This is a genomic window from Streptomyces sp. NPDC001594 (assembly GCF_042893675.1).
Classification (GTDB): Bacteria; Actinomycetota; Actinomycetes; order Streptomycetales; family Streptomycetaceae; genus Streptomyces.
Map to the genome: position 1 here is coordinate 63,889 of NZ_JBIAVB010000003.1, position 19,517 is coordinate 83,405.

Annotated in this window: 21 protein-coding genes; 8 read left to right on the plus strand and 13 right to left on the minus strand. The window is 72.1% G+C overall.

What is annotated here, in order from left to right; all coding sequences use genetic code 11:
* The first annotated feature begins 64 nt into the window (after nucleotides 1-64).
* The 3 genes from ACFY0O_RS06590 to ACFY0O_RS06600 all read left to right on the plus strand — a co-directional run bounded on the left by ACFY0O_RS06590 (nucleotide 65) and on the right by ACFY0O_RS06600 (nucleotide 2,813).
* The gene (locus ACFY0O_RS06590) at nucleotides 65-1,906 is read left to right on the plus strand and encodes an endonuclease/exonuclease/phosphatase family protein (protein ID WP_388943604.1); all 1,842 of its coding nucleotides are present in this window, start codon (nucleotides 65-67) and stop codon (nucleotides 1,904-1,906) included.
* A 58-nt stretch (nucleotides 1,907-1,964) separates the two neighbouring features.
* A complete protein-coding gene (locus ACFY0O_RS06595) occupies nucleotides 1,965-2,414 on the plus strand; it encodes a GNAT family N-acetyltransferase (RefSeq protein WP_388943606.1) in 450 nt (149 codons plus the stop codon).
* A 144-nt stretch (nucleotides 2,415-2,558) separates the two neighbouring features.
* Nucleotides 2,559-2,813 carry a hypothetical protein gene (locus ACFY0O_RS06600; protein WP_351883552.1) on the plus strand — a complete coding sequence of 85 codons (255 nt, stop codon included), beginning with the start codon at nucleotides 2,559-2,561 and terminating at the stop codon, nucleotides 2,811-2,813.
* Nucleotides 2,814-2,890: 77 nt separating this feature from the next.
* Here ACFY0O_RS06600 and dapD read toward each other — a convergent pair whose 3' ends face one another.
* Nucleotides 2,891-3,871: a 2,3,4,5-tetrahydropyridine-2,6-dicarboxylate N-succinyltransferase gene (dapD, locus tag ACFY0O_RS06605; RefSeq protein WP_388943609.1), complete on the minus strand. Its 981-nt coding sequence runs from the start codon at nucleotides 3,869-3,871 to the stop codon at nucleotides 2,891-2,893.
* A gap of 9 nt (nucleotides 3,872-3,880) precedes the next feature.
* The gene (locus ACFY0O_RS06610) at nucleotides 3,881-5,296 is read right to left on the minus strand and encodes an MFS transporter (protein ID WP_388944495.1); all 1,416 of its coding nucleotides are present in this window, start codon (nucleotides 5,294-5,296) and stop codon (nucleotides 3,881-3,883) included.
* Nucleotides 5,297-5,392: 96 nt separating this feature from the next.
* On the opposite strand from ACFY0O_RS06610, the gene ACFY0O_RS06615 reads away from it, so the two are divergent.
* Nucleotides 5,393-6,268: a winged helix-turn-helix transcriptional regulator gene (locus tag ACFY0O_RS06615; RefSeq protein WP_388943612.1), complete on the plus strand. Its 876-nt coding sequence runs from the start codon at nucleotides 5,393-5,395 to the stop codon at nucleotides 6,266-6,268.
* A gap of 47 nt (nucleotides 6,269-6,315) precedes the next feature.
* Here ACFY0O_RS06615 and ACFY0O_RS06620 read toward each other — a convergent pair whose 3' ends face one another.
* Both ACFY0O_RS06620 and ACFY0O_RS06625 read right to left on the minus strand, forming a co-directional pair.
* Nucleotides 6,316-6,855, minus strand: a complete 540-nt coding sequence (locus ACFY0O_RS06620) for a TetR/AcrR family transcriptional regulator (protein WP_388943614.1) — start codon at nucleotides 6,853-6,855, stop codon at nucleotides 6,316-6,318.
* Nucleotides 6,855-7,178 carry a DMT family transporter gene (locus ACFY0O_RS06625; protein WP_388943615.1) on the minus strand — a complete coding sequence of 108 codons (324 nt, stop codon included), beginning with the start codon at nucleotides 7,176-7,178 and terminating at the stop codon, nucleotides 6,855-6,857. The genes ACFY0O_RS06620 and ACFY0O_RS06625 overlap by 1 nt, the downstream gene beginning before the upstream one ends.
* A 107-nt stretch (nucleotides 7,179-7,285) precedes the next feature.
* Between ACFY0O_RS06625 and ACFY0O_RS06630 the strand changes: the two genes are divergently transcribed.
* Nucleotides 7,286-8,137, plus strand: a complete 852-nt coding sequence (locus ACFY0O_RS06630; protein WP_388943616.1) for a hypothetical protein — start codon at nucleotides 7,286-7,288, stop codon at nucleotides 8,135-8,137.
* On the opposite strand, the gene ACFY0O_RS06635 is transcribed toward ACFY0O_RS06630, so the two are convergent.
* The 9 genes from ACFY0O_RS06635 to ACFY0O_RS06675 form a co-directional block, all read right to left on the minus strand.
* On the minus strand, nucleotides 8,124-9,443 hold the full coding sequence (locus ACFY0O_RS06635) for a hypothetical protein (protein WP_388944498.1): 1,320 nt from the start codon (nucleotides 9,441-9,443) through the stop codon (nucleotides 8,124-8,126). The genes ACFY0O_RS06630 and ACFY0O_RS06635 overlap by 14 nt on opposite strands.
* A 257-nt stretch (nucleotides 9,444-9,700) precedes the next feature.
* The gene (locus tag ACFY0O_RS06640) at nucleotides 9,701-10,045 is read right to left on the minus strand and encodes a metal-sulfur cluster assembly factor (protein WP_007263433.1); all 345 of its coding nucleotides are present in this window, start codon (nucleotides 10,043-10,045) and stop codon (nucleotides 9,701-9,703) included.
* A complete protein-coding gene (sufU, locus tag ACFY0O_RS06645) occupies nucleotides 10,042-10,503 on the minus strand; it encodes a Fe-S cluster assembly sulfur transfer protein SufU (protein WP_388943618.1) in 462 nt (153 codons plus the stop codon). Before sufU ends, ACFY0O_RS06640 begins: the two co-directional genes overlap by 4 nt.
* Before the next feature lie 25 nt (nucleotides 10,504-10,528).
* Nucleotides 10,529-11,785 carry a cysteine desulfurase gene (locus ACFY0O_RS06650; RefSeq protein WP_358893131.1) on the minus strand — a complete coding sequence of 419 codons (1,257 nt, stop codon included), beginning with the start codon at nucleotides 11,783-11,785 and terminating at the stop codon, nucleotides 10,529-10,531.
* Complete coding sequence (gene sufC, locus ACFY0O_RS06655) at nucleotides 11,782-12,546, minus strand: Fe-S cluster assembly ATPase SufC (protein WP_358893132.1); 765 nt, start codon at nucleotides 12,544-12,546, stop codon at nucleotides 11,782-11,784. The genes ACFY0O_RS06650 and sufC overlap by 4 nt, the downstream gene beginning before the upstream one ends.
* A gap of 7 nt (nucleotides 12,547-12,553) precedes the next feature.
* Nucleotides 12,554-12,871, minus strand: a complete 318-nt coding sequence (locus ACFY0O_RS06660) for a bifunctional 3-phenylpropionate/cinnamic acid dioxygenase ferredoxin subunit (protein ID WP_042820167.1) — start codon at nucleotides 12,869-12,871, stop codon at nucleotides 12,554-12,556.
* Complete coding sequence (sufD, locus tag ACFY0O_RS06665; protein WP_358893133.1) at nucleotides 12,871-14,049, minus strand: Fe-S cluster assembly protein SufD; 1,179 nt, start codon at nucleotides 14,047-14,049, stop codon at nucleotides 12,871-12,873. The genes ACFY0O_RS06660 and sufD overlap by 1 nt, the downstream gene beginning before the upstream one ends.
* A 64-nt stretch (nucleotides 14,050-14,113) precedes the next feature.
* Nucleotides 14,114-15,529: a Fe-S cluster assembly protein SufB gene (sufB, locus tag ACFY0O_RS06670; protein ID WP_358893134.1), complete on the minus strand. Its 1,416-nt coding sequence runs from the start codon at nucleotides 15,527-15,529 to the stop codon at nucleotides 14,114-14,116.
* A complete protein-coding gene (locus ACFY0O_RS06675; RefSeq protein WP_388943622.1) occupies nucleotides 15,526-16,281 on the minus strand; it encodes a helix-turn-helix transcriptional regulator in 756 nt (251 codons plus the stop codon). The genes sufB and ACFY0O_RS06675 overlap by 4 nt, the downstream gene beginning before the upstream one ends.
* A 210-nt stretch (nucleotides 16,282-16,491) precedes the next feature.
* Here ACFY0O_RS06675 and ACFY0O_RS06680 point away from each other — a divergent pair, with 210 nt between their 5' ends.
* The 3 genes from ACFY0O_RS06680 (at nucleotide 16,492) to ACFY0O_RS06690 (ending at nucleotide 19,516) form a co-directional block, all read left to right on the plus strand.
* Nucleotides 16,492-17,418 (plus strand): ABC transporter ATP-binding protein, encoded by a 927-nt coding sequence (locus ACFY0O_RS06680; protein ID WP_388943625.1) that lies wholly within the window; start codon nucleotides 16,492-16,494, stop codon nucleotides 17,416-17,418.
* Nucleotides 17,415-18,182, plus strand: a complete 768-nt coding sequence (locus ACFY0O_RS06685; RefSeq protein WP_388943627.1) for an ABC transporter permease — start codon at nucleotides 17,415-17,417, stop codon at nucleotides 18,180-18,182. The genes ACFY0O_RS06680 and ACFY0O_RS06685 overlap by 4 nt, the downstream gene beginning before the upstream one ends.
* Before the next feature lie 197 nt (nucleotides 18,183-18,379).
* Complete coding sequence (locus ACFY0O_RS06690; RefSeq protein WP_388943630.1) at nucleotides 18,380-19,516, plus strand: hypothetical protein; 1,137 nt, start codon at nucleotides 18,380-18,382, stop codon at nucleotides 19,514-19,516.
* The last annotated feature ends 1 nt before the right edge of the window (nucleotide 19,517 follow it).

The window sequence follows — 19,517 nt, forward strand, 5'->3', positions numbered from 1 at the left end:
AGACGTTAAGGGACCGTCAAATCCCACCCCCCTCTTCTTCCTCCACACACCGGAGTTCCCTCACATGCGCTCATCGCATCCCCGTTCCGCCGCCGTCGCCGCCCTCGTCGCCGCCGCGCTGGCCTCCGGCCTGCTCGCGGGCACGGCCGACGCGGCCGAAGGCGCCGTGTCCGCCGATCCGGTACGCATCCACGACATCCAGGGCACCACCCGGATATCGCCCCTCAACGGCAAGGCCGTCGCCGACGTGCAGGGCATCGTCACGGGCGTGCGCACCTACGGCTCGCGCGGCTTCTGGATCCAGGACCCCGACGCCGACGACAACCCCGCCACCAGCGAGGGCATCTTCGTCTTCACCAGCTCCGCCCCGACCGTGACCGTCGGCGACGCCGTCAAGGTCTCGGGCACGGTCGGCGAGTACGTCCCCGGCGGCGCGGCCTCCGGCAACCAGTCGGTCACCCAGATCGCCAAGCCGACCGTGACCGTGCTCTCCTCCGGCAACGCACTGCCCGAGGCCACCGCCGTCAACGAGTACTCCGTCCCGGCTGAGTACGCCCCGGCGGGCGACCCGGCCGCCGGCGGCAGCATCAACGGCCTGACCCTGGAGCCCTCGCGCTACGCCCTGGACTACTACGAGTCCCTGGAGGGCATGAACGTCCGCATCGGCAACTCCCGCGTGGTCGGCGCCACCGACCCGTACGCGGAGATGTGGGTGACGGTGAAGGGCTGGGAGAACACCCTCAAGCGCGGCGGCACCCTCTACGGCTCGTACGAGTCCCAGAACACCGGCCGCCTCCAGGTCCAGCAGCTCGCGCCGCTCGCGCAGCAGCCCTTCCCGGTGGCCAACGTCGGCGACAAGCTGACCGGTACCACCGAGGGCCCCCTCGACTTCAACCAGTTCGGCGGCTACACCCTGGCGGCCCGCACCCTGGGCACGGTCAAGGCGGGCACCCTCGCCCCCGAGAAGACCAAGGCCCAGTCGCCGGGCGAGCTCGCGGTGGCCACGTACAACGTGGAGAACCTCGACCCGAGCGACCCGCAGGAGAAGTTCGACAACCTGGCCAAGGCGGTCGTCCAGAACCTGGCCTCGCCCGACATCGTGGCCCTGGAGGAGATCCAGGACGACAACGGCGCCAAGAACGACGGCACCGTCTCGGCCGAGGAGACCATCAAGAAGTTCACCGCGGCCATCGTCGCGGCGGGTGGCCCGGCCTACCAGTGGCGCTCCATCAGCCCCGAGAACAACAAGGACGGCGGCGAGCCCGGCGGCAACATCCGCCAGGTGTTCCTCTTCAACCCGGCCCGGGTCTCCTTCACCGACCGCGCGGCGGGCGACGCGCTGACCGCGACCGGCGTGGCCAAGGAGAACGGCAAGGCCGCCCTGACCCACTCCCCCGGCCGGATCGACCCCGCGAACCCGGCGTGGGCCGACAGCCGCAAGCCGCTGGCCGGCGAGTTCGTCTTCCGCGGCCGCACGGTCTTCGTGATCGCCAACCACTTCAGCTCGAAGGGCGGCGACGAGGGCCTGACCTCGCAGCACCAGCCCCCGGTGCGCAAGTCGGAGGACAAGCGGCTGCTCCAGGCGCAGGCGGTGAACACCTTCGTCAAGGACATCCTCGCGGCCGACAAGAACGCGGACGTGCTCGCCCTCGGCGACATCAACGACTTCGAGTTCTCGAACACGGCCAAGGCGCTGGAGGACGGCGGGGCGCTGTACTCGGCCATCAAGTCGCTGCCGAAGGCGGAACGTTACTCCTACGTGTACCAGGGCAACGCCCAGGTACTGGACCAGATCCTGGTCAGCCCGGCGATCAAGAACTACGCCTACGACAGCGTGCACATCAACGCCGAGTTCTCGGTCCAGAACAGCGACCACGACCCGCAGGTCCTGCGCTTCCGCCCGTAACCCCCGCCGCACGGGGCCCGGCCGCCGCCACGGCCGGGTCCCCTGCCACACTCCGGTCATGATCTTCCGCACCGCGACCCGCCAGGACCTGCCCGCCGTACTCGCCCTGCTGGCCGACGAGGAGCGGGTCGTCGACCCGGCCTCGGTCCTCGTCGGCGAGGCGCACGAACGGGCCTTCGCCGACATCGAGGCGGACCCGCGCAACGAGATGCTGGTTCTCGTGGACGGGGAGGCGGTCCTCGGCTGCCTCCAGCTGACGTACATCCCGGGCCTGGGCCAGGGCGGCCGGGAGCGGGCGCTGGTGGAGGCCGTACGGATCCGCGCCGACCGGCGCGGCGGGGGGCTGGGCGCGGAGCTGATGCGGCTGGCCGCGGAGCGGGCCCGCGCACGGGGCTGCGGGCTGGTCCAGCTGACCAGCGGCAAGCGGCGCTCGGCCGCGCACCGCTTCTACGAGCGGCTCGGCTACGCCCGTAGCCACGAGGGTTTCAAGCTGCGGCTTGAGCCCTGAGCGGACCCCTGGCGCGGCAGCCGAAGACCTCCACGCTCCGGCGTGACGCTGGACACACCGGTGCCCACATGGGCCGGTTGTGGTGTTGAGTGTCCCCCACGCCCGATCTTGTCCGTCTTGTACCGCCCGCATTCTGGAGGCCGCGTGTTCCCCTCCATCTCCCTCGTCCAGGAAATCGGCGTCGCCGTCCTGCTCGTGGCCGCCCTCGTCTGGGTGTTCGGTCTGGGCCACATGCTGTGGGACAGCCGCTTCCACCCCCCGGAGCCGGACGCCCGCGAGGGCCTGCCGGTCATCCCGTCCCAGCGCACGGCGTCGGCACATCCGATGGAGTCGGTGGAACTGACCCAGGCGGAGAAGGATGCCTTCGCGGGCCTCATCCGCACCCTCCCCCTGCACTGACCGCACCCGGCACACGGCGAAGCGCCCCCCACCCCTCGCCGGGGTGGGGGGCGCTTCGGCCGTCCGGCCCGCGCGGGTCAGTTGTGGCTGTGGAGGACCTCGTTGAGGCCGCCCCAGTTCGCCTTGTACGGGCGGGCTTCGACGGCGCCGGTGACCGAGTTGCGGCGGAAGAGGATGTTGTCGGCGCCGGAGAGCTCCAGGGCCTTGACGATCTGACCGTCCGGCAGGGTCACCCGGGTGCCGGCGGTGACGTAGAGGCCGGCCTCGACGACGCACTCGTCGCCCAGCGCGATGCCGATGCCCGCCTCGGCGCCGATCAGGGTGCGCTCGCCGATCGAGATGATCTGCTTGCCGCCGCCCGAGAGGGTGCCCATGGTGGACGCGCCGCCGCCGATGTCGGAGCCGTCGCCGACGACGACGCCCGCGGAGATGCGGCCCTCGACCATGGAGGTGCCCAGGGTGCCGGCGTTGAAGTTGACGAAGCCCTCGTGCATGACGGTGGTGCCCTCGGCGAGGTGCGCGCCGAGGCGGACGCGGTCGGCGTCGGCGATGCGCACGCCCTTGGGGGCGACGTAGTCGGTCATGCGGGGGAACTTGTCGATCGAGGTGACCTGGAGGTGCAGGCCCTCGGCGCGGGCGTTCAGCCGGACGGTCTCGACCTGGTCGACGGGGACCGGGCCCAGCGAGGTCCAGGCGACGTTGGCGAGGAGGCCGAAGAGGCCGTCCAGGCTCTGGCCGTGCGGCTTGACCAGGCGGTGGCTGAGCAGGTGCAGGCGCAGGTACGCGTCGTGCGCGTCGAGCGGCTTGTCCTCGAGGGAGGCGATCACGGTGCGGACGGCTACGACCTCGACCCCGCGGACCGCGTCCGAGCGGATGGCCTTGGCCGCGGCGGCGCCGAGGAGCTCCACGGCCTGCTCGGCGGTGAGGCGCTCGGTGCCGGCCGGGCCGGGCTCGGCGGAGAGCTCGGGGGCGGGGAACCAGGTGTCGAGGACGGTGCCGTCGGCGGCGAGGGTGGCAAGTCCGGCGGCGACGGCGCCGGTGGTACGCGTAGCAGTCATGCCCGAAACCTAACCGGCGACGGGCCGCGGCCGCGAACCGGTCTCATGTGCCGGGCGCGCGTCGCGGCCGCCCTCCGCGTCCCCGGCCGCCCCGGGCTCCGCCCCGGCCACGCCGCCGGCCACGCCCCCGGCCGCTTCCCGCCCGCCTTCCCCGGCGCCTTCCCCGGCGGCTTCCCGGAGGGTCTCCGCTGCCTGCGGGCGGGCCCCTGCGGCCGCGCGGCCCTGCCGCCGCGACAGCCGGAGCAGCACCGCCCCGGCCCCGGCGGCCAGCGCCGCGCACACGGGCCACAGCAGCCAGGGCGCCGCGGCGTAGAGGGCTCCGCCGGCCGGCGGGGCGAGGACGGTCCCGCTGACCGAGACGCCGGCGTACAGGCTCTGGAAGCGGCCGACGGCGTGGGCGGGGGCCTGGTCGGCCACGTAGGCGGTGGCGGTGGTCTTGTAGAGGATCTCGCCGAGGCTGACCAGCACCATCATGGCGACGGCGGTGGCCACTCCCGCGCCGGCCGTCAGCGCGGCGTACCCGGCGCCGACCAGGAGCAGCCCGGTGCCGGTGACGGCGAGCGGCGGCCTGGAGCGCAGGGCGACGGCGGCGGGCAGTTCGAGGAGCAGGATCACGGCTCCGTTGAGGGCGATGACCAGCCCGAAGGCACGCACGTCGAGGCCGTGGTCGGCGAGGAACACCGGGAAGGTGAAGTACTGCTGCCGGTACACGGTGTCCGTGACGAGGATCGCGCCGAGCAGCACCAGGACGGCGGGCCGCGCCCGCAGTTCGGCCCACACCCCGCCGCGGCCCCGACCCCCGTCCGGGGCCGCTGGGGGCACCTCCCGTGCCCGAAGGGCTACGGGGGAGGGGGTGCGGACGGCGCCGCGCGCCGGGACGACGCGGGCGGTCCAGAGGGCGAAGAAGAGGGTGCCGAGGCCGTCGGCGAGGAAGAGCCAGTCGTACGAGAGCCCGGCCGCGACCACGGCCCCCAGCGGCGGGCCGAGGGTGAAACCGCCGTTGGACACGCACCGGACGACGGCGTAGGCCTGCCGGCGGGCCCCCTCGGGGACGGTGACGGCCACCAGCGCGGAGTTGGCCGCCCGCACCACCCCGTTCGCGTACTGGGCCAGCGGCAGGGCCGCGTACAGCAGCGGGGTCGCCAGCAGCGGAAGGGTCGTCAGGGTCAGCCCGCCGAGGGCGGAGGCGGCGAGCAGCACCCGGCGGTGGCCGAAGCGGTCGCCGTACCAGCCGCCGGTGAAGTTCCCCGCCACCAGGCCGATGCCGCCGATGCCGGTGACCACGCCGGCCTGGGCGGCGCCGAGGCCGCGCGGGCCGGTCAGGTAGAGGAAGACGAAGACGAAGGTGAAGCTGACGACGGCGTTGACGAACACCCCCGCAGCCAGCAGCCACACGACCCTCGGTACGTCCTTGAACCCCTGCAGCACACCCGTGCCCCCTCATCCCGTCGGAGTAAGTTCCTTTTGGGAACGGACTATGTCAGCATGACAGCCTGGGGTCAACGGACATAAGGAGTTCCCATGGCCCAGCGCACGCACCTCGGTGACGCGGACTGCTCCATCGCCCAGGCCCTCGACGTGGTGGGCGACTGGTGGACGCTGCTGATCGTGCGCGACACCGCGCGCGGGCTGTACCGCTTCGAGGAGCTCCAGCGGGAGCTGGGGGTGTCCCGCAAGGTGCTCGCCGAGCGGCTGAAGCTGCTGGTCGAGGCCGGGGTGCTGACGCGCGAGCCGTACCAGGAGCGCCCGGTGCGGCACGAGTACCGGCTGACCCCGCGCGGGCGGGGGCTGCTGCCGGTCCTGGTGGCCCTCCAGGACTGGGGCGACACCTGGGTCCTGGGAGAGGGAGAGATGACCGCGACGACGGAGGAGTCCTCGAAGGAGGCCGCGCGGGTCCACGCGCTGCGCGGCACCCGGCTGCCGGAGCTGCTGCTGCCGGACGCCTCCGGCGGGCTGCGCGACCCGGTGGCGGACACCCCGTTCACCGTCCTGTACTGCTTCCCCGGCGCGTACGCCCGCGCCGAGTCCTACCCGCCCGGCTGGGGCGGGATCCCGGGCGCGCGGGGCTGCACGCTGGAGTCCTGCACCTTCCGCGACCAGCTGGCGGAGTTCACCGCGGCCGGCGCCACCGTGCACGGGGTCTCGACGCAGCGGCCGGACGAGCAGCGGGAGTTCGCGGAGGCCGAGCGGCTGCGGTTCCCCCTGTTGTCGGACGCGGACCTGGGGCTGGTGACGGCCCTGCGGCTGCCGACGTTCCGCGCGGCGGGGGTGAGCCGGATCAAGCGGTTGACGCTGGTGCTGGACCGGGAGCGGGTGGTGCGGGAGGTGTTCTATCCGGTGCGGGACATCGAGGCGGGCGTGGCCGCCGCACTGGCCGCGGTGCGGGCGGCGGAGTAGCGGGGGTCCGCTGCGCGGGGCCGTCTCCCGGCCTCGCGCAGCGGACCCTAGGCCGGGGGGAGCAGCCGGGTCAGGAGGGCGCGGGCGGAGCGCTCGTCGTACGGGGTGTCCGTCAGGAGGGTCTGGAGGGTGAGGCCGTCCAGCAGCGCCACCAGAGCCCGTGCCGTCACCGGATCGGTGTGGTCCGCCAGGGCGTCCACCACCGCCTCGCACCACTCGGCGGCGACCGGCCGCAGCGCGGGGCGGCGCAGGGCCTCCAGGTAGAGCTCGTACTCCAGCTCCGCCCGGCCCCGGCCCGCTCCCAGCAGCTCCCCCGGCAGGCGGGCCAGCGCCCCCGCCAGGTCCTCCCCCGGGCGCAGCACCAGCTCCGGCGCGTACGCCTCGTTGGCCTGCCGCAGGGCCGCCACCAGCAGGTCGTCCAGGGTCTTGAAGTGGTACGTGGTCGAGCCCAGCGGAACGTCCGCCTCCGCCGCCACGCTGCGGTGGCTCAGCCCGGCGATCCCCTTGGCCCCGACCACCCGGATCGCGGCGTCGACGATCCGCTGCCTGCGCCCGGGGTCGTACCGGCGCACCGGGGCGGCGGCCATCAGTGGGTCGCCCCGCCCACGTTGAGCAGGACCACCCCGGCGATGACCAGCGCGATCCCGGCGACCTTCGCGGCGGTGGCGGCCTCGCCCATGAACACCATGCCGATCGCGGCGATGGCGGCCGTACCGACCCCGGCCCAGATCGCGTACGCCGTGCCCACCGACATCGACTTGAGGGTCTGGGCGAGCAGGGTGAAGGCGATGGCGTAGCCCAGCAGGGTGCCCAGCGAGGGCCACAGCCGGGTGAAGCCCTCGCTGTACTTCATGGCGGTGGTGCCCGCGACCTCGGAGACTATGGCCAGGGCAAGCAGTACGTACGGCATGCGTACGACTGTACGCATCGATGCGTACACATGTACACACGCAGACCCCGGGACACCGGCGCGCATCGGAGCTACGGTGTCCCCACTCAGGGGACAGGGGGCCGCTCATGGCGATGCATCATGGGACCCATCCGGGCGGCGGCTGGCTGCCCCCGGGGCGGCCCGGGCCCGGGGTGGTGCCCCTGCGGCCGCTCGGGACCTCGGACATCCTCGGCGGCGCCCTCGCCGCCCTGCGCCGTTACGGCGGCACGCTGTGCGGGGCGCTGCTGCTGGGGCAGCTGATGGCGGGGCTGCTGGTCGCCGCGGCGGCCGGGGCCGCGACGCTGGCCTCGCTCAGCCCGAGGTCGGGCAGCCGGGTCTTCGTCTGGACCCTCTTCCCCGCGGCGGGCCTGTTCCTGCTGTTCACCTGCGCGCTGGCCACCGCCCTGATCGCGGCCCTGCTGCGCCCGGCGGTACTCGGTCGCCCCGTGACCGCGCCGGGACTGCTGCTCGCCGCGCTGCCCCGCACCCCGGCGGTGCTCGGCGCCCAGCTGCTGGCCCTGCTGGCCGCGGCCGGCCCCCTCGCGGTCCTGCTCGCGCTGGGCGTGCCGCCCCTGGCGGTGCTCCCCCTGCTGCCCGTCGCGCTGTGGCTCGGGGTGCTGTCCTCCCTGGCGCCGACCGCCGCCGGGTACGAGCGGCTCGGGCCGGTGGCGGCGCTGCGGCGCTCGGCGCACCTGGTGCGCGGCGCGTGGTGGCGGGCCCTGGCCGTGACCGCCCCGGCGGTGGTGTTCACCGGGGCGGCGGCGTACGGGCTGCTGCTGTGGCTCGGGCTGCCCGGCGCCCTGTCGGCGCTGGTGCTGCTGCCGGCGTTCCCGCAGCTGCCGGCCGGACTGCTCTACGTGGACCGGCGGATCCGCCGCGAACACCTCGCCGAGGCGTTCGCGGCCGATGGCCGGCCCGGAGCCCCTAGGACAGGGTGAACCAGGCGGCGCGGGACTTCTTGAACTCCGGGTGCGTGAGGTCCTTGGCCTCGATGCCGTCCCCGTAGAGGTCGGCCGATCCGCTGTCGGTGATCAGCTGGACGCGGGCGCCCGGCACCGACAGGTCGGGGACCTCGACGACGGCCTCCCAGCCGCCGGGGTCGGTGGTGGGCAGGTCGGCCCGCTTGACCGGCGCGTGTCCGGCGACGCCGTCCCACTGGTAGAGGGCGTACGGGGCTGCATTGTCGCCGTTGGCGACGGCCTCGTCCCAGGAGCCGGCCAGGATCAGGTACTGGTCCTGGGCGTTCTTGCGGATGTCGCGGACCGACAGCCCGCCGAGGTCCAGCTCGATCGCGGAACCGAACGTCGCCGCCGACCCGTTGGAGAGGACCTTGTCGAAGTTGGTGACGGGGACCAGGAGTGCCTTGCCGCCGGGCACCGCCGGGGCGAGCGGGGCGCGGAAGCCCACGTAGGCGGTGGTGGTCGAGCCGGGGGCGAACTCCAGGCCCTCCACGTTGAACCCGTCGATCTGCTTGGGCGCCTGGCCCGTCGCCGTGCCCGCCGCGAAGCCGTACGCGTCACCGTGCGCCTGGTCCCAGGCGACGAGGTCCTCGCGCAGGTGCTTGTACGAGCGCCCGTACGCGAGCTGCGTGGCGGAGCCGGAGCCGCTGACGGTGGTGGTGAACACCGTGTTGCGGGGGGCCTTGTACTCGCCGTCCTTGTTGTTGCCGAGCGAGCCGGTCCAGTAGACGGTGTTGCCGATCCGGGTGGCGCCCTCGATGTCCACCTCCTTCGTCACCCCGAGCTGGGAGCTGAAGTCCCAGGTGCGCACGGGCGCGTCGGAGCGGGAACGGTCGTACAGGCGCAGCACGTTGTTCTCGTCGTCGGCGACCACGGTGAACCCGCCGCCGACGTCCACGGCGGCCGAGGAGTCCGAGGCGCCGCTGAAGTAGCGGGCGTCGGCCGGGTTCTGGACGGCGGCGGAGGCGGCGTAGGAGAGGGTCTTGGTGGCGGTCTTGCCGCCGAGCCCGGTGACCTTGATCGTCAGGGTCGTGTAGCCGCGGCTGTGCGCGGTGACCGCCAGCCGGCGCACGGCGCCGGCGCCGGTGACCGTGACGTCGCCGGTGCCGGCGACGGAGGCCTTGCTGGAGGCGGAGGCGCTGACGGTCAGGGCGGAGACGTCGGCGCCGCTCTGGCCGACGGTGACGTCGACGGTCTGGTCGCCGACCCCGGCCACCGAACCCGACAGGTAGCCGGCGGACAGCGAGATGGTCGGGGTCCCGTAGGTGACCGCGTGCGCGGGCATGACCGTCGCGGCGACGATCAGAGCGGCGATTCCCGCGGTACTCGCGATACCGAGCTGCTTCTTCAAGGTGGCGTCCTCTCCCTCACGGCGGCGTCACACCGTGACGGCCGTCGAGAAGATTCGGCCACCACGGCCAACTCCCGGTGCACACCGTCCGTCCGCCGGAAGAACCCGGAAGAACGGGCAGGGCAGGGCCCGCGGAAGCAGGGAGGGCCCCCGGCACGACCGTGCCGGGGGCCCTCCTGCGACCGCGTGGGTCAGACGTTGAAGCCGAGCGCGCGGAGCTGCTCACGGCCGTCGTCCGTGATCTTGTCCGGGCCCCACGGGGGCATCCAGACCCAGTTGATGCGGAGCTCGTTGACGATGCCCTCCGTCGCCGACTTCGCCTGGTCCTCGATGACGTCCGTCAGCGGGCAGGCCGCCGAGGTCAGGGTCATGTCGAGGGTGGCGATGTTCGCGTCGTCGATGTGGATGCCGTAGATCAGGCCCAGGTTGACGACGTCGATGCCCAGCTCGGGGTCGACCACGTCGTAGAGGGCCTCGCGGACCTCCTCCTCGGTGGCCGGCTTGATCGACGCCTCGGGCGTCGCGTTCTCGGTCATGCCGTCTTCCTCTCCGCGTCACCCAGTGCCTGGGCGGTCGCGTCCTTCCACGCCATCCAGCTCAGCAGAGCACACTTCACGCGCGCCGGATACTTGGAGACACCGGCGAACGCGACCGCGTCCTCCAGCACCTCCTCCATCTCCCCGTCCGGCTCGATCTTGCCCTTGGACTGCATCAGCTCCAGGAACACGGCCTGGATCTTCTGCGCCTCGGGCAGCTGCTTGCCGACCAGCAGCTCGTTCAGCACGGACGCGCTGGCCTGGCTGATGGAGCAGCCCTGGCCCTCGTAGGAGACGTCGGTGAGCGTCTCCCCGTCGTACTTCACGCGCAGGGTGATCTCGTCGCCGCACGTCGGGTTGACGTGGTGCACCTCGGCGTCGCCGTCGCGCAGGCCGCGCCCGTGCGGGTGCTTGTAGTGGTCCAGGATCAGTTCCTGGTACATCGAATCCAGCTTCACAGCGTCCTCGTCCTCATCGCCTTCGTCAGCCGAAGAAGTTCCGTACGTGCTCCAGCCCGTCGACCAGCGCGTCGACGTCGGCGGGAGAGGAGTACAGGTAGAAAGACGCCCGCGTGGTCGCAGGAATTCCGTAGCGCAGGCAGACCGGGCGCGCGCAGTGGTGTCCCACGCGGACCGCGATGCCCTGCTCGTCCAGGACCTGGCCCACGTCGTGCGGGTGGATGTCGCCGAGCACGAAGGAGATCGCGGCGCCGCGGTCCTCGGCCGTGGTGGGGCCGATGATCCGCAGGTCGGGGACCTCCTGGAGGCGCTTGACCGCGTACTCGGTGATCGCGTGCTCGTGGGCGGCGATCTTGTCCATGCCGATCGAGGTCAGGTAGTCCACGGCCGCGCCGAGGCCGACGGCCTGGGCGATCGGGGGCGTGCCCGCCTCGAACTTGTGGGGCGCCGGGGCGTACGTGGAGGAGTGCATCGAGACGGTCTCGATCATCTCGCCGCCGCCGAGGAACGGGGGCAGGTCCTCCAGGAGCTCCTGGCGGCCCCACAGGACGCCGATGCCGGTCGGGCCGCACATCTTGTGGCCGGTGAAGGCAACGAAGTCGGCGCCGAGCGCCTGCACGTCCAGCGGCATGTGCGGAGCGGCCTGCGAGGCGTCGATCAGCACCAGCGCGCCGACCTCCTGCGCCCGCCGGACGATCGCCTCGACCGGGTTGACCGTGCCCAGGATGTTGGAGACCAGCGTGAAGGAGACGATCTTCGTCTTCTCCGTGATGACCTCTTCGATGTTGGACAGGTCGAGCCGGCCGTCGTCGGTGAGGCCGAACCACTTCAGCTTCGCGCCCGTGCGCTGCGAGAGCAGCTGCCACGGCACGATGTTGGAGTGGTGCTCCATCTCCGTGATGGCGATCTCGGTGTCGCGGTCGACCCGGTAGGGCTCGTCGGCCCAGCCGAGCATGTTCGCGACCAGGTTGAGCGACTCCGAGGCGTTCTTGGTGAAGATCACCTCGTCGCGGCTCGGCGCGTTGATGAAGGCGGCGACCTTGTCGCGGGCGCCCTCGTACAGCGCCGTGGCCTCCTCGGCGAGCACGTGCACGCCGCGGTGGACGTTGGCGTTGTGCTGCTCGTAGTACTCGTTCAGCGCGTCGAGCACCTGGCGCGGCTTCTGCGAAGTCGCCGCGTTGTCCAGGTAAACGATCTTCTTCCCGTCGTGGACCACACGATCCAGCAGGGGGAAGTCCTTGCGGATCGCCTCGATGTCGAGGAGGCCAGGCAGCTGTGTCACGCGGTCGCGCCACCCTTCACGTACTTGTCGTAGCCCTCGTTCTCCAGCTGGTCGGCGAGCTCGGCGCCGCCGGACTCGGCGATGCGGCCGTTCGCGAACACGTGCACGAAGTCGGGCTTGATGTAGCGCAGGATGCGCGTGTAGTGGGTGATCAGCAGGGTGCCGACCTCACCGGTCTCGCGGACGCGGTTGACGCCCTCGGAGACGATGCGCAGGGCGTCGACGTCAAGGCCGGAGTCGGTCTCGTCGAGGATCGCGATCTTCGGCTTGAGGAGCTCCAGCTGGAGGATCTCGTGGCGCTTCTTCTCACCGCCGGAGAAGCCCTCGTTGACGTTGCGCTCGGCGAAGGCCGGGTCCATCTGGAGCTGCTCCATGGCGGACTTGACCTCCTTCACCCAGGTGCGCAGCTTGGGGGCCTCGCCGCGGATGGCGGCGGCGGAGGTCCGCAGGAAGTTGGAGACCGAGACGCCGGGGACCTCGACCGGGTACTGCATGGCGAGGAAGACGCCGGCGCGGGCGCGCTCGTCGACGGACATCTCCAGGACGTCCTCGCCGTCGAGGGTCACGGTGCCACCGGTGATGGTGTACTTCGGGTGACCGGCGAGGGAGTACGCCAGGGTGGACTTGCCGGAGCCGTTGGGGCCCATGATGGCGTGCGTCTCACCCTGCTTGACCGTCAGGTCGACACCCTTGAGGATCTCGCGGGCGCCGTTCTCGGCCTCGACGGAGACGTGCAGGTCGTGGATTTCAAGCGTTGCCATGGGTACCTCAGGACTCCTGGGTGAGGGAGACGAGCACGTCGTCCCCTTCGATCTTTACGGGGTAAACGGGGACGGGGCGCGTCGCGGGCAGACCGGAGGGCTTGCCGGTGCGCAGGTCGAAGGCCGACCCGTGCAGCCAGCACTCGATCATGCAGTCCTCGACCTCACCCTCCGAGAGCGAGACGTTCGCGTGCGAGCAGATGTCGTTGATCGCGAACACCTCCCCCTCGGTGGAGACGATGGACACCGGCGTGCCGTCGAGTTCCACCCGCTTGGGGGTGTTCTCCTCCAGCTCGCTCAGCGCGCAGGCCTTGACGTACGTCATCAGACGGCCGCCGCCAGCTCGGCCTCGATCTTCGCGATGAGGCGCTCCTCGATGTCCTCGACACCGATCTGCTGGACGAGCTCGGCGAAGAAGCCGCGCACGACGAGGCGGCGGGCCTCGTCGGCCGGGATGCCGCGCGCCTGGAGGTAGAAGAGCTGCTCGTCGTCGAAGCGGCCGGTGGCCGAGGCGTGGCCGGCGCCGACGATCTCGCCCGTCTCGATCTCCAGGTTCGGCACCGAGTCGACGCGCGCGCCGTCCGTCAGGACGAGGTTGCGGTTCATCTCGTAGGTGTCGGTGCCCTCGGCGGACTTCTGGATGAGGACGTCGCCGATCCAGACCGCGTGGGCGTCCTGGCCCTGGAGCGCGCCCTTGTAGACCACGTTGGACTTGCAGTGCGGGGCGTCGTGCGTGACCAGGAGGCGGTGCTCCTGGTGCTGGCCGGCGTCCGTGAAGTACAGGCCGAGCATCTCGGCCTCGCCGCCGGGGCCCGCGTAGGTGACGCGCGGGTGCAGGCGGACGAGGTCGCCGCCGAAGGTCACGACGACGGACTTGAAGCTCGCGTCGCGGCCGATGAGGGCGTTGTGCTGCGAGGTGTGGACCGCGGTGTCGTCCCAGTCCTGGACGGACACGAAGGTCACCTTGGCGCCGTCGCCGACGAGGACGTCGACGTTGGCGGCGCGCACGCCGTCACCGGTGTGGTCGATCACGATGATCGCCTCGGCGAACGGCTTGATGTCGAAGACGGTGTGCCCGAAGGTCGTGCCGCCCTCACCGTGCAGGGCGACCCGGATGGGCTCGGCGAGCACGGTCTCCTTGGGCACGGTGACGACCGTGGCCTTGGCGAACGAGGAGAAGGCCTGGGCGGCGACGCGGTCGACGGGGGTGCCGGCCTTGCCGATCCGCTCGTCGTCGCGCTCGACGGACTCGACGGTGACGCCCTCGGGGGCGTCGATCTGGGCCTTCATGGTTCCGTTGGCGACCGCGGTGCCGTCGTGCAGGCCCTTGAGGCGGGCGAGCGGGGTGAACCGCCACTCCTCCTCGCGGCCGTGCGGGACCGGGAAGTCGGCCACGTCGAAGGACGGGGGCGCGCTCATCCGGGTGGCGACGGTGGACTCGGCGGCCACCGCGATCGCGCCGGCGGTCGTGGAGCCCGCGGCGATGTTCTGAGCCTCAGCCATGGCTGTCGTTCTGCTCTCTTCCTGCGTCAAAGAATGTGCTGCGGGTGGACGGGAGGGCCGGTGCTTAACCGACCGAGCCCTCCATCTGCAGCTCGATCAGCCGGTTCAGCTCCAGCGCGTACTCCATCGGCAGCTCCTTGGCGATCGGCTCGACGAAGCCGCGCACGATCATGGCCATGGCCTCGAACTCGGTGAGGCCGCGCTGCATGAGGTAGAAGAGCTGGTCGTCGGAGACCTTGGAGACGGTGGCCTCGTGGCCCATCGTCACGTCGTCCTCGCGGACGTCGACGTAGGGGTAGGTGTCCGAGCGGGAGATGGTGTCGACCAGGAGCGCGTCGCACAGCACGTTGGACTTGGAGCCCGCGGCGCCCTCGCCGATCTCGACCAGGCCGCGGTAGGAGGTGCGGCCGCCGCCTCGCGCCACCGACTTGGAGACGATGTTCGAGGAGGTGTTCGGCGCCATGTGGACCATCTTGGAGCCGGCGTCCTGGTGCTGGCCCTCGCCCGCGAAGGCGATGGACAGGGTCTCGCCCTTGGCGTGCTCGCCCATCAGGTAGACGGCCGGGTACTTCATGGTGACCTTGGAGCCGATGTTGCCGTCGATCCACTCCATGGTCGCGCCCTCGTACGCCACGGCGCGCTTGGTGACCAGGTTGTAGACGTTGTTCGACCAGTTCTGGATGGTCGTGTAGCGGCAGCGGCCGCCCTTCTTGACGATGATCTCGACCACGGCGCTGTGCAGCGAGTCCGAGGAGTAGATCGGGGCGGTGCAGCCCTCGACGTAGTGGACGTAGGCGTCCTCGTCGACGATGATCAGCGTCCGCTCGAACTGGCCCATGTTCTCCGTGTTGATGCGGAAGTAGGCCTGGAGCGGGATGTCCACGTGGACACCCTTGGGGACGTAGATGAACGAGCCGCCCGACCACACCGCGGTGTTGAGCGAGGCGAACTTGTTGTCGCCGACCGGGATGACCGTGCCGAAGTACTCCTGGAAGAGCTCCGGGTGCTCCTTGAGCGCGGTGTCCGTGTCGAGGAAGATGACGCCCTGCTCCTCCAGGTCCTCGCGGATCTGGTGGTAGACGACCTCGGACTCGTACTGGGCCGCGACACCGGCGACGAGGCGCTGCTTCTCCGCCTCGGGGATGCCGAGCTTGTCGTACGTGTTCTTGATGTCCTCCGGCAGGTCCTCCCAGGAAGCGGCCTGCTTCTCGGTGGAGCGCACGAAGTACTTGATGTTGTCGAAGTCGATGCCCGAGAGGTCGGAGCCCCAGTTCGGCATGGGCTTCTTGTCGAACAGCTTGAGGCCCTTGAGGCGGAGGTTCAGCATCCACTCCGGCTCGGACTTCTTCGCCGAGATGTCGCGGACGACGTCCTCGGACAGACCCCGCTTGGCAGCGGCGCCGGCCGCGTCGGAGTCGGCCCAGCCGTATTCGTAGGTGCCCAGGCCATCGAGCTCAGGGTGAGCAGTCTCCGTGGTCATGCGGGGTTCCTCCCGGCCGTACTTGCAGATGCTGGTGTGTCGTGCTGTGCCGCGCTTCGCGGGATGAACGTGGTGCACACCCCGTCGCCGTGGGCGATGGTGGCGAGGCGCTGCACATGCGTCCCGAGCAGGCGGGAGAAGACCTCGGTCTCCGCCTCGCACAGCTGCGGGAACTGCTCGGCGACGTGTGCGACCGGGCAGTGGTGCTGACAGAGCTGTTCACCGCTGTGCGGACCGGGAGCGCTCTTCGCCGTAGCAGCGTACCCGTCCGCGGTCAACGCCTTCGCGAGGGCCTCGGTACGGTCCGCCGGTCCGGCCGCCTCGACGGCTTCCCGGTAGGTCTCCGCCTGCGCCGCCATCCTCGCCCGGGCGAAGGCGGCGACGGCCGCCTCGCCCTTCTCGCCGCCGCCCACGGACTGCGCGATCCAGCGCAGGGCGTCCGCGGCGAGCTTGTCGTAGGACTGGTCGAAAGCGTCGCGTCCGCAGTCGGTGAGCGCGAAGACCTTGGCGGGCCGGCCCCGGGTGCGTGCGCCGTACACACGCTGCTCACGGGGTGCGACCACGTCGTCGGCGACGAGCGTGTCGAGGTGGCGGCGGACGGCGGCCTGGGTGAGGCCGAGACGCTGCGCGAGGTCGGCGACGGTGGAGGGACCGTGGTCCAGGATGGACCTCGCGACCCGGTTGCGGGTTGACCGCTCCCCGGTCGCGAGCTCCCCCTGGGGGGCCTCGCTCGTCCGTTCGCCGTATTTCACAACGCCATTGTTGCGTAATTACCGGAGCCCCGACAAGCCGTGACGGACGCCACTACTGGTGTCCTCCATCACTAAGGGTTACCTAATCTGTCCACGGAGAGTGATCGAAAGCGCCCGGCTCCACCACCCCTGGCCAGGGAGGATGCCCGCCAAGGGGGAACCTTCCCCCGGCACCCGTGAGAGCCCCTACCGCTCCGTAGACTCACCCGCATGAGCAACGACCCCGCCGTGGAAATCCGCGGACTGGTGAAACGGTACGGATCGAAGACGGCCGTCGACGGCCTGGACCTCACCGTCCCCGGCGGCGCGGTCACCGCGGTCCTCGGCCCCAACGGCGCGGGCAAGACCACCACGATCGAGACCTGCGAGGGCTACCGCCGCCCCGACGCCGGCACCGTCCGCGTCCTGGGCCTGGACCCGGCGGCCGAGCCGGAGGCCCTGCGCCCGCGGATCGGCGTGATGCTCCAGTCCGGCGGCGTCTACTCCGGCGCCCGCGCCGTCGAGATGCTGCGCCACATGGCCAAGCTGTACGCCGACCCCCTGGACGTCGACACCCTGGTCGAGCGCCTCGGCCTCGGCAGCTGCGGCCGCACCCCCTACCGCCGGCTCTCCGGCGGCCAGCAGCAGCGGCTCTCCCTGGCCATGGCCGTCGTCGGCCGCCCCGAGCTGGTCTTCCTGGACGAGCCCACGGCCGGCCTGGACCCGCAGGCCCGCCGCGCCACCTGGGAGCTCGTACGGGAGCTGCGCGCCGACGGGGTCGCCGTCGTCCTCACCACCCACCACATGGACGAGGCCGAACAGCTCGCCGACGAGGTGGCCATCGTGGACGCCGGCAAGGTCATCGCCCACGGCAGCCCCGAGCAGCTGTGCCGCGGCGGCGCCGAGAACACCCTTCGCTTCTCCGGCCGCCCCGCCCTCGACCTCGCCTCCCTCCTCAAGGCCCTGCCCGACGGCACCGAGGCCGCCGAGCTCACCCCGGGCTCCTACCGGGTCACCGGCGACGTGGACCCGCAGCTGCTGGCCACCGTCACCTCCTGGTGCGCCCAGCACGGGGTGATGCCCAGCAGCCTCACCGTGGAACGGCACACCCTCGAGGACGTCTTCCTCGAACTGACCGGTAAGGAGCTGCGCGCATGAGCGCCGGTACGTTCACCCCCCGGCCGGGGGCCGCGCCGGTCTCCCGGATGATCTGGGCGCAGACCGCGCTGGAGACCCGGATGCTGCTGCGCAACGGGGAGCAGCTGCTGCTCACCGTGATCATCCCGGCGCTGCTGCTGACCCTGTTCTCCGTCGTCGACATCGTCGACACCGGTGCCGAGAACTCCGTGGACTTCCTCGCGCCGGGCGTGCTGGCGCTCGCCGTGATGTCCACCGCCTTCACGGGCCAGGCCATCGCCACCGGTTTCGACCGCCGCTACGGGGTCCTCAAGCGGCTCGGGGCCTCCCCGCTGCCGCGCTGGGCGCTGATGGCCGCGAAGACCCTGTCGGTGCTGGTCACCGAGGTGCTCCAGATCGCCCTGCTGACGGTGATCGCCCTCGCGCTGGGCTGGTCCCCGCACGGCAACCCGCTCGCGGTGGCGGCGCTCGTCCTGCTGGGTACCGCCGCCTTCTCCGGTCTCGGGCTGCTGATGGCGGGCACCCTCAAGGCCGAGGTGACGCTGGCCGCCGCCAACCTGGTGTTCCTGCTGCTGCTGGTCGGCGGCGGGGTGATCGTGCCGCTGGAGAAGTTCCCCGGCGCGGCCCAGGCCGTCCTGGGGCTCCTGCCGGTCTCGGCGCTGTCCCACGGCCTGCGCGAGGTGCTCCAGCACGGCGCCGGGCTCCCGCTGGGCGACGTGGCGGTCCTGGCCGGCTGGGCGGTCCTGGGGCTCGGCGCGGCCGCGAAGTGGTTCCGCTGGGAGTAGGGGGGCACGGCGGGCGGAGCCGGCGCGGCGCGGTACCGACGCCGCCGGTCCGGCTCCGGTTCCGCCGGGGCGGGGTGACGCTGCTCTCCGCCCCGCGGCCGTCCGGCGGGAGTGAATCACCGCCGCCGGACGTTGGGCATGCGGGAGGCTGACCACCTCCACGGACAGCGGACGGGCGACGCCGGGGGACGACGGGCATGGGGCAGCGGGAGGCCGTACTACGGCTGGACGGGCAGTGGGCGCGGATCCGCTCGGGGGCCGCGCAGGCGGATCCCGGCGAGGCGGACCGGCTGCTCGGCGAACTGATCGGGGCGCTGCGCGAGCCCGCCCGGACCGACCCCGAGTGCGCGGCCCGGCTGGGGCTGCGCCTGGGCGACCTCGCCGGGCGCCGGTTCGCCGCCGGGGACCGGGCGGGGGCGCTGTCCGCCATCGAGGAGGGCCTGCGGCACGCGCAGCAGGCCGCGGGGCACGCGCCCGAGTACGCCCGGTGGTACGCCCGGGGGCTGATCAACCAGGGGGTCTGGCTGGCCTGGCCGCTGAGCGACGCCGCCCGGCTGCCCCGGCATCCGCTCGGCGAGGCCGGGGAGGAGCGCCCGGGCGCGATGGAACGGGCGGCCGGCGAGCGGGCCCGTGACCTGACCCGGGCCGCCGTCGAGGTGTGGGCCGGGCTCGACCAGGACGACCCCGTCAACCGGCGCGGGCTCGCCCAGGCCAAGGTGTTCCTCGGCGACCGCCTGGCGGAGCTGGGCCTCGCCGCCGACGCCGTCGCCTGGGCGGTGGACGCCGAGGCCGGGTTCCGCCGGCTGCTGCTCGCCTCCCCCGGGCCCGAAGAGGCCCAGGAGGCGGAGGAGGCCCTCGACCACATCGGCCGCCAGCTGGAGCTGCGGCTGCGCTACCTGTCGTTCGACTCCCTGGCCGGGCTGCGGACCGGCGGGCTGCTGCCCGAGCGGCTGCTCCCGCAGGCCGTGGTGGCCGCCCGGATCCAGGGGGCGTCCGAGGAGGACGTCGCCGCCCGGCTGGGGCTGGAGGCCGAGCAGGTCGCCACCATGCTGGAGGTCACCCCCTGGCGTGCGGTGTGGCGCGTCGAGGTGCGCGGCGCCGACGGGCTGTGGGCCGTGGTGCCCGCCCCCTGGCGGGGCTCGGCCGAGGTGCGCGGGCGCACCGCCGAGGAGGTGGGGACGGAGGTGGTGCGGGGCTTCATGGCCTCCCCGCAGTACCCCGGCGACGCCGCCCTGTGGCGGGTGCGGGTGTGGTGGCACGAGGAGGGCGACCCGGCCGGAGCCAGGTTCCGCCTGGTGGTCGGGCCCGACGCCCCCGCGGCCACCCCCTCGTGAA

What these genes read in the sequence shown, in the direction of transcription:
- ACFY0O_RS06590 (WP_388943604.1), top strand. Translation starts at nt 65, where the DNA reads ATGCGCTCATCGCATCCCCGTTCCGCCGCCGTCGCCGCCCTCGTCGCC.
- ACFY0O_RS06595 (WP_388943606.1), top strand. Translation starts at nt 1,965, where the DNA reads ATGATCTTCCGCACCGCGACCCGCCAGGACCTGCCCGCCGTACTCGCC.
- dapD (WP_388943609.1), bottom strand. Translation starts at nt 3,871, where the DNA reads ATGACTGCTACGCGTACCACCGGCGCCGTCGCCGCCGGACTTGCCACC.
- ACFY0O_RS06615 (WP_388943612.1), top strand. Translation starts at nt 5,393, where the DNA reads ATGGCCCAGCGCACGCACCTCGGTGACGCGGACTGCTCCATCGCCCAG.
- ACFY0O_RS06620 (WP_388943614.1), bottom strand. Translation starts at nt 6,855, where the DNA reads ATGGCCGCCGCCCCGGTGCGCCGGTACGACCCCGGGCGCAGGCAGCGG.
- ACFY0O_RS06625 (WP_388943615.1), bottom strand. Translation starts at nt 7,178, where the DNA reads ATGCCGTACGTACTGCTTGCCCTGGCCATAGTCTCCGAGGTCGCGGGC.
- ACFY0O_RS06630 (WP_388943616.1), top strand. Translation starts at nt 7,286, where the DNA reads ATGGCGATGCATCATGGGACCCATCCGGGCGGCGGCTGGCTGCCCCCG.
- ACFY0O_RS06635 (WP_388944498.1), bottom strand. Translation starts at nt 9,443, where the DNA reads ATGCCCGCGCACGCGGTCACCTACGGGACCCCGACCATCTCGCTGTCC.
- ACFY0O_RS06640 (WP_007263433.1), bottom strand. Translation starts at nt 10,045, where the DNA reads ATGACCGAGAACGCGACGCCCGAGGCGTCGATCAAGCCGGCCACCGAG.
- sufC (WP_358893132.1), bottom strand. Translation starts at nt 12,546, where the DNA reads ATGGCAACGCTTGAAATCCACGACCTGCACGTCTCCGTCGAGGCCGAG.
- ACFY0O_RS06660 (WP_042820167.1), bottom strand. Translation starts at nt 12,871, where the DNA reads ATGACGTACGTCAAGGCCTGCGCGCTGAGCGAGCTGGAGGAGAACACC.
- sufD (WP_358893133.1), bottom strand. Translation starts at nt 14,049, where the DNA reads ATGGCTGAGGCTCAGAACATCGCCGCGGGCTCCACGACCGCCGGCGCG.
- sufB (WP_358893134.1), bottom strand. Translation starts at nt 15,529, where the DNA reads ATGACCACGGAGACTGCTCACCCTGAGCTCGATGGCCTGGGCACCTAC.
- ACFY0O_RS06680 (WP_388943625.1), top strand. Translation starts at nt 16,492, where the DNA reads ATGAGCAACGACCCCGCCGTGGAAATCCGCGGACTGGTGAAACGGTAC.
- ACFY0O_RS06685 (WP_388943627.1), top strand. Translation starts at nt 17,415, where the DNA reads ATGAGCGCCGGTACGTTCACCCCCCGGCCGGGGGCCGCGCCGGTCTCC.
- ACFY0O_RS06690 (WP_388943630.1), top strand. Translation starts at nt 18,380, where the DNA reads ATGGGGCAGCGGGAGGCCGTACTACGGCTGGACGGGCAGTGGGCGCGG.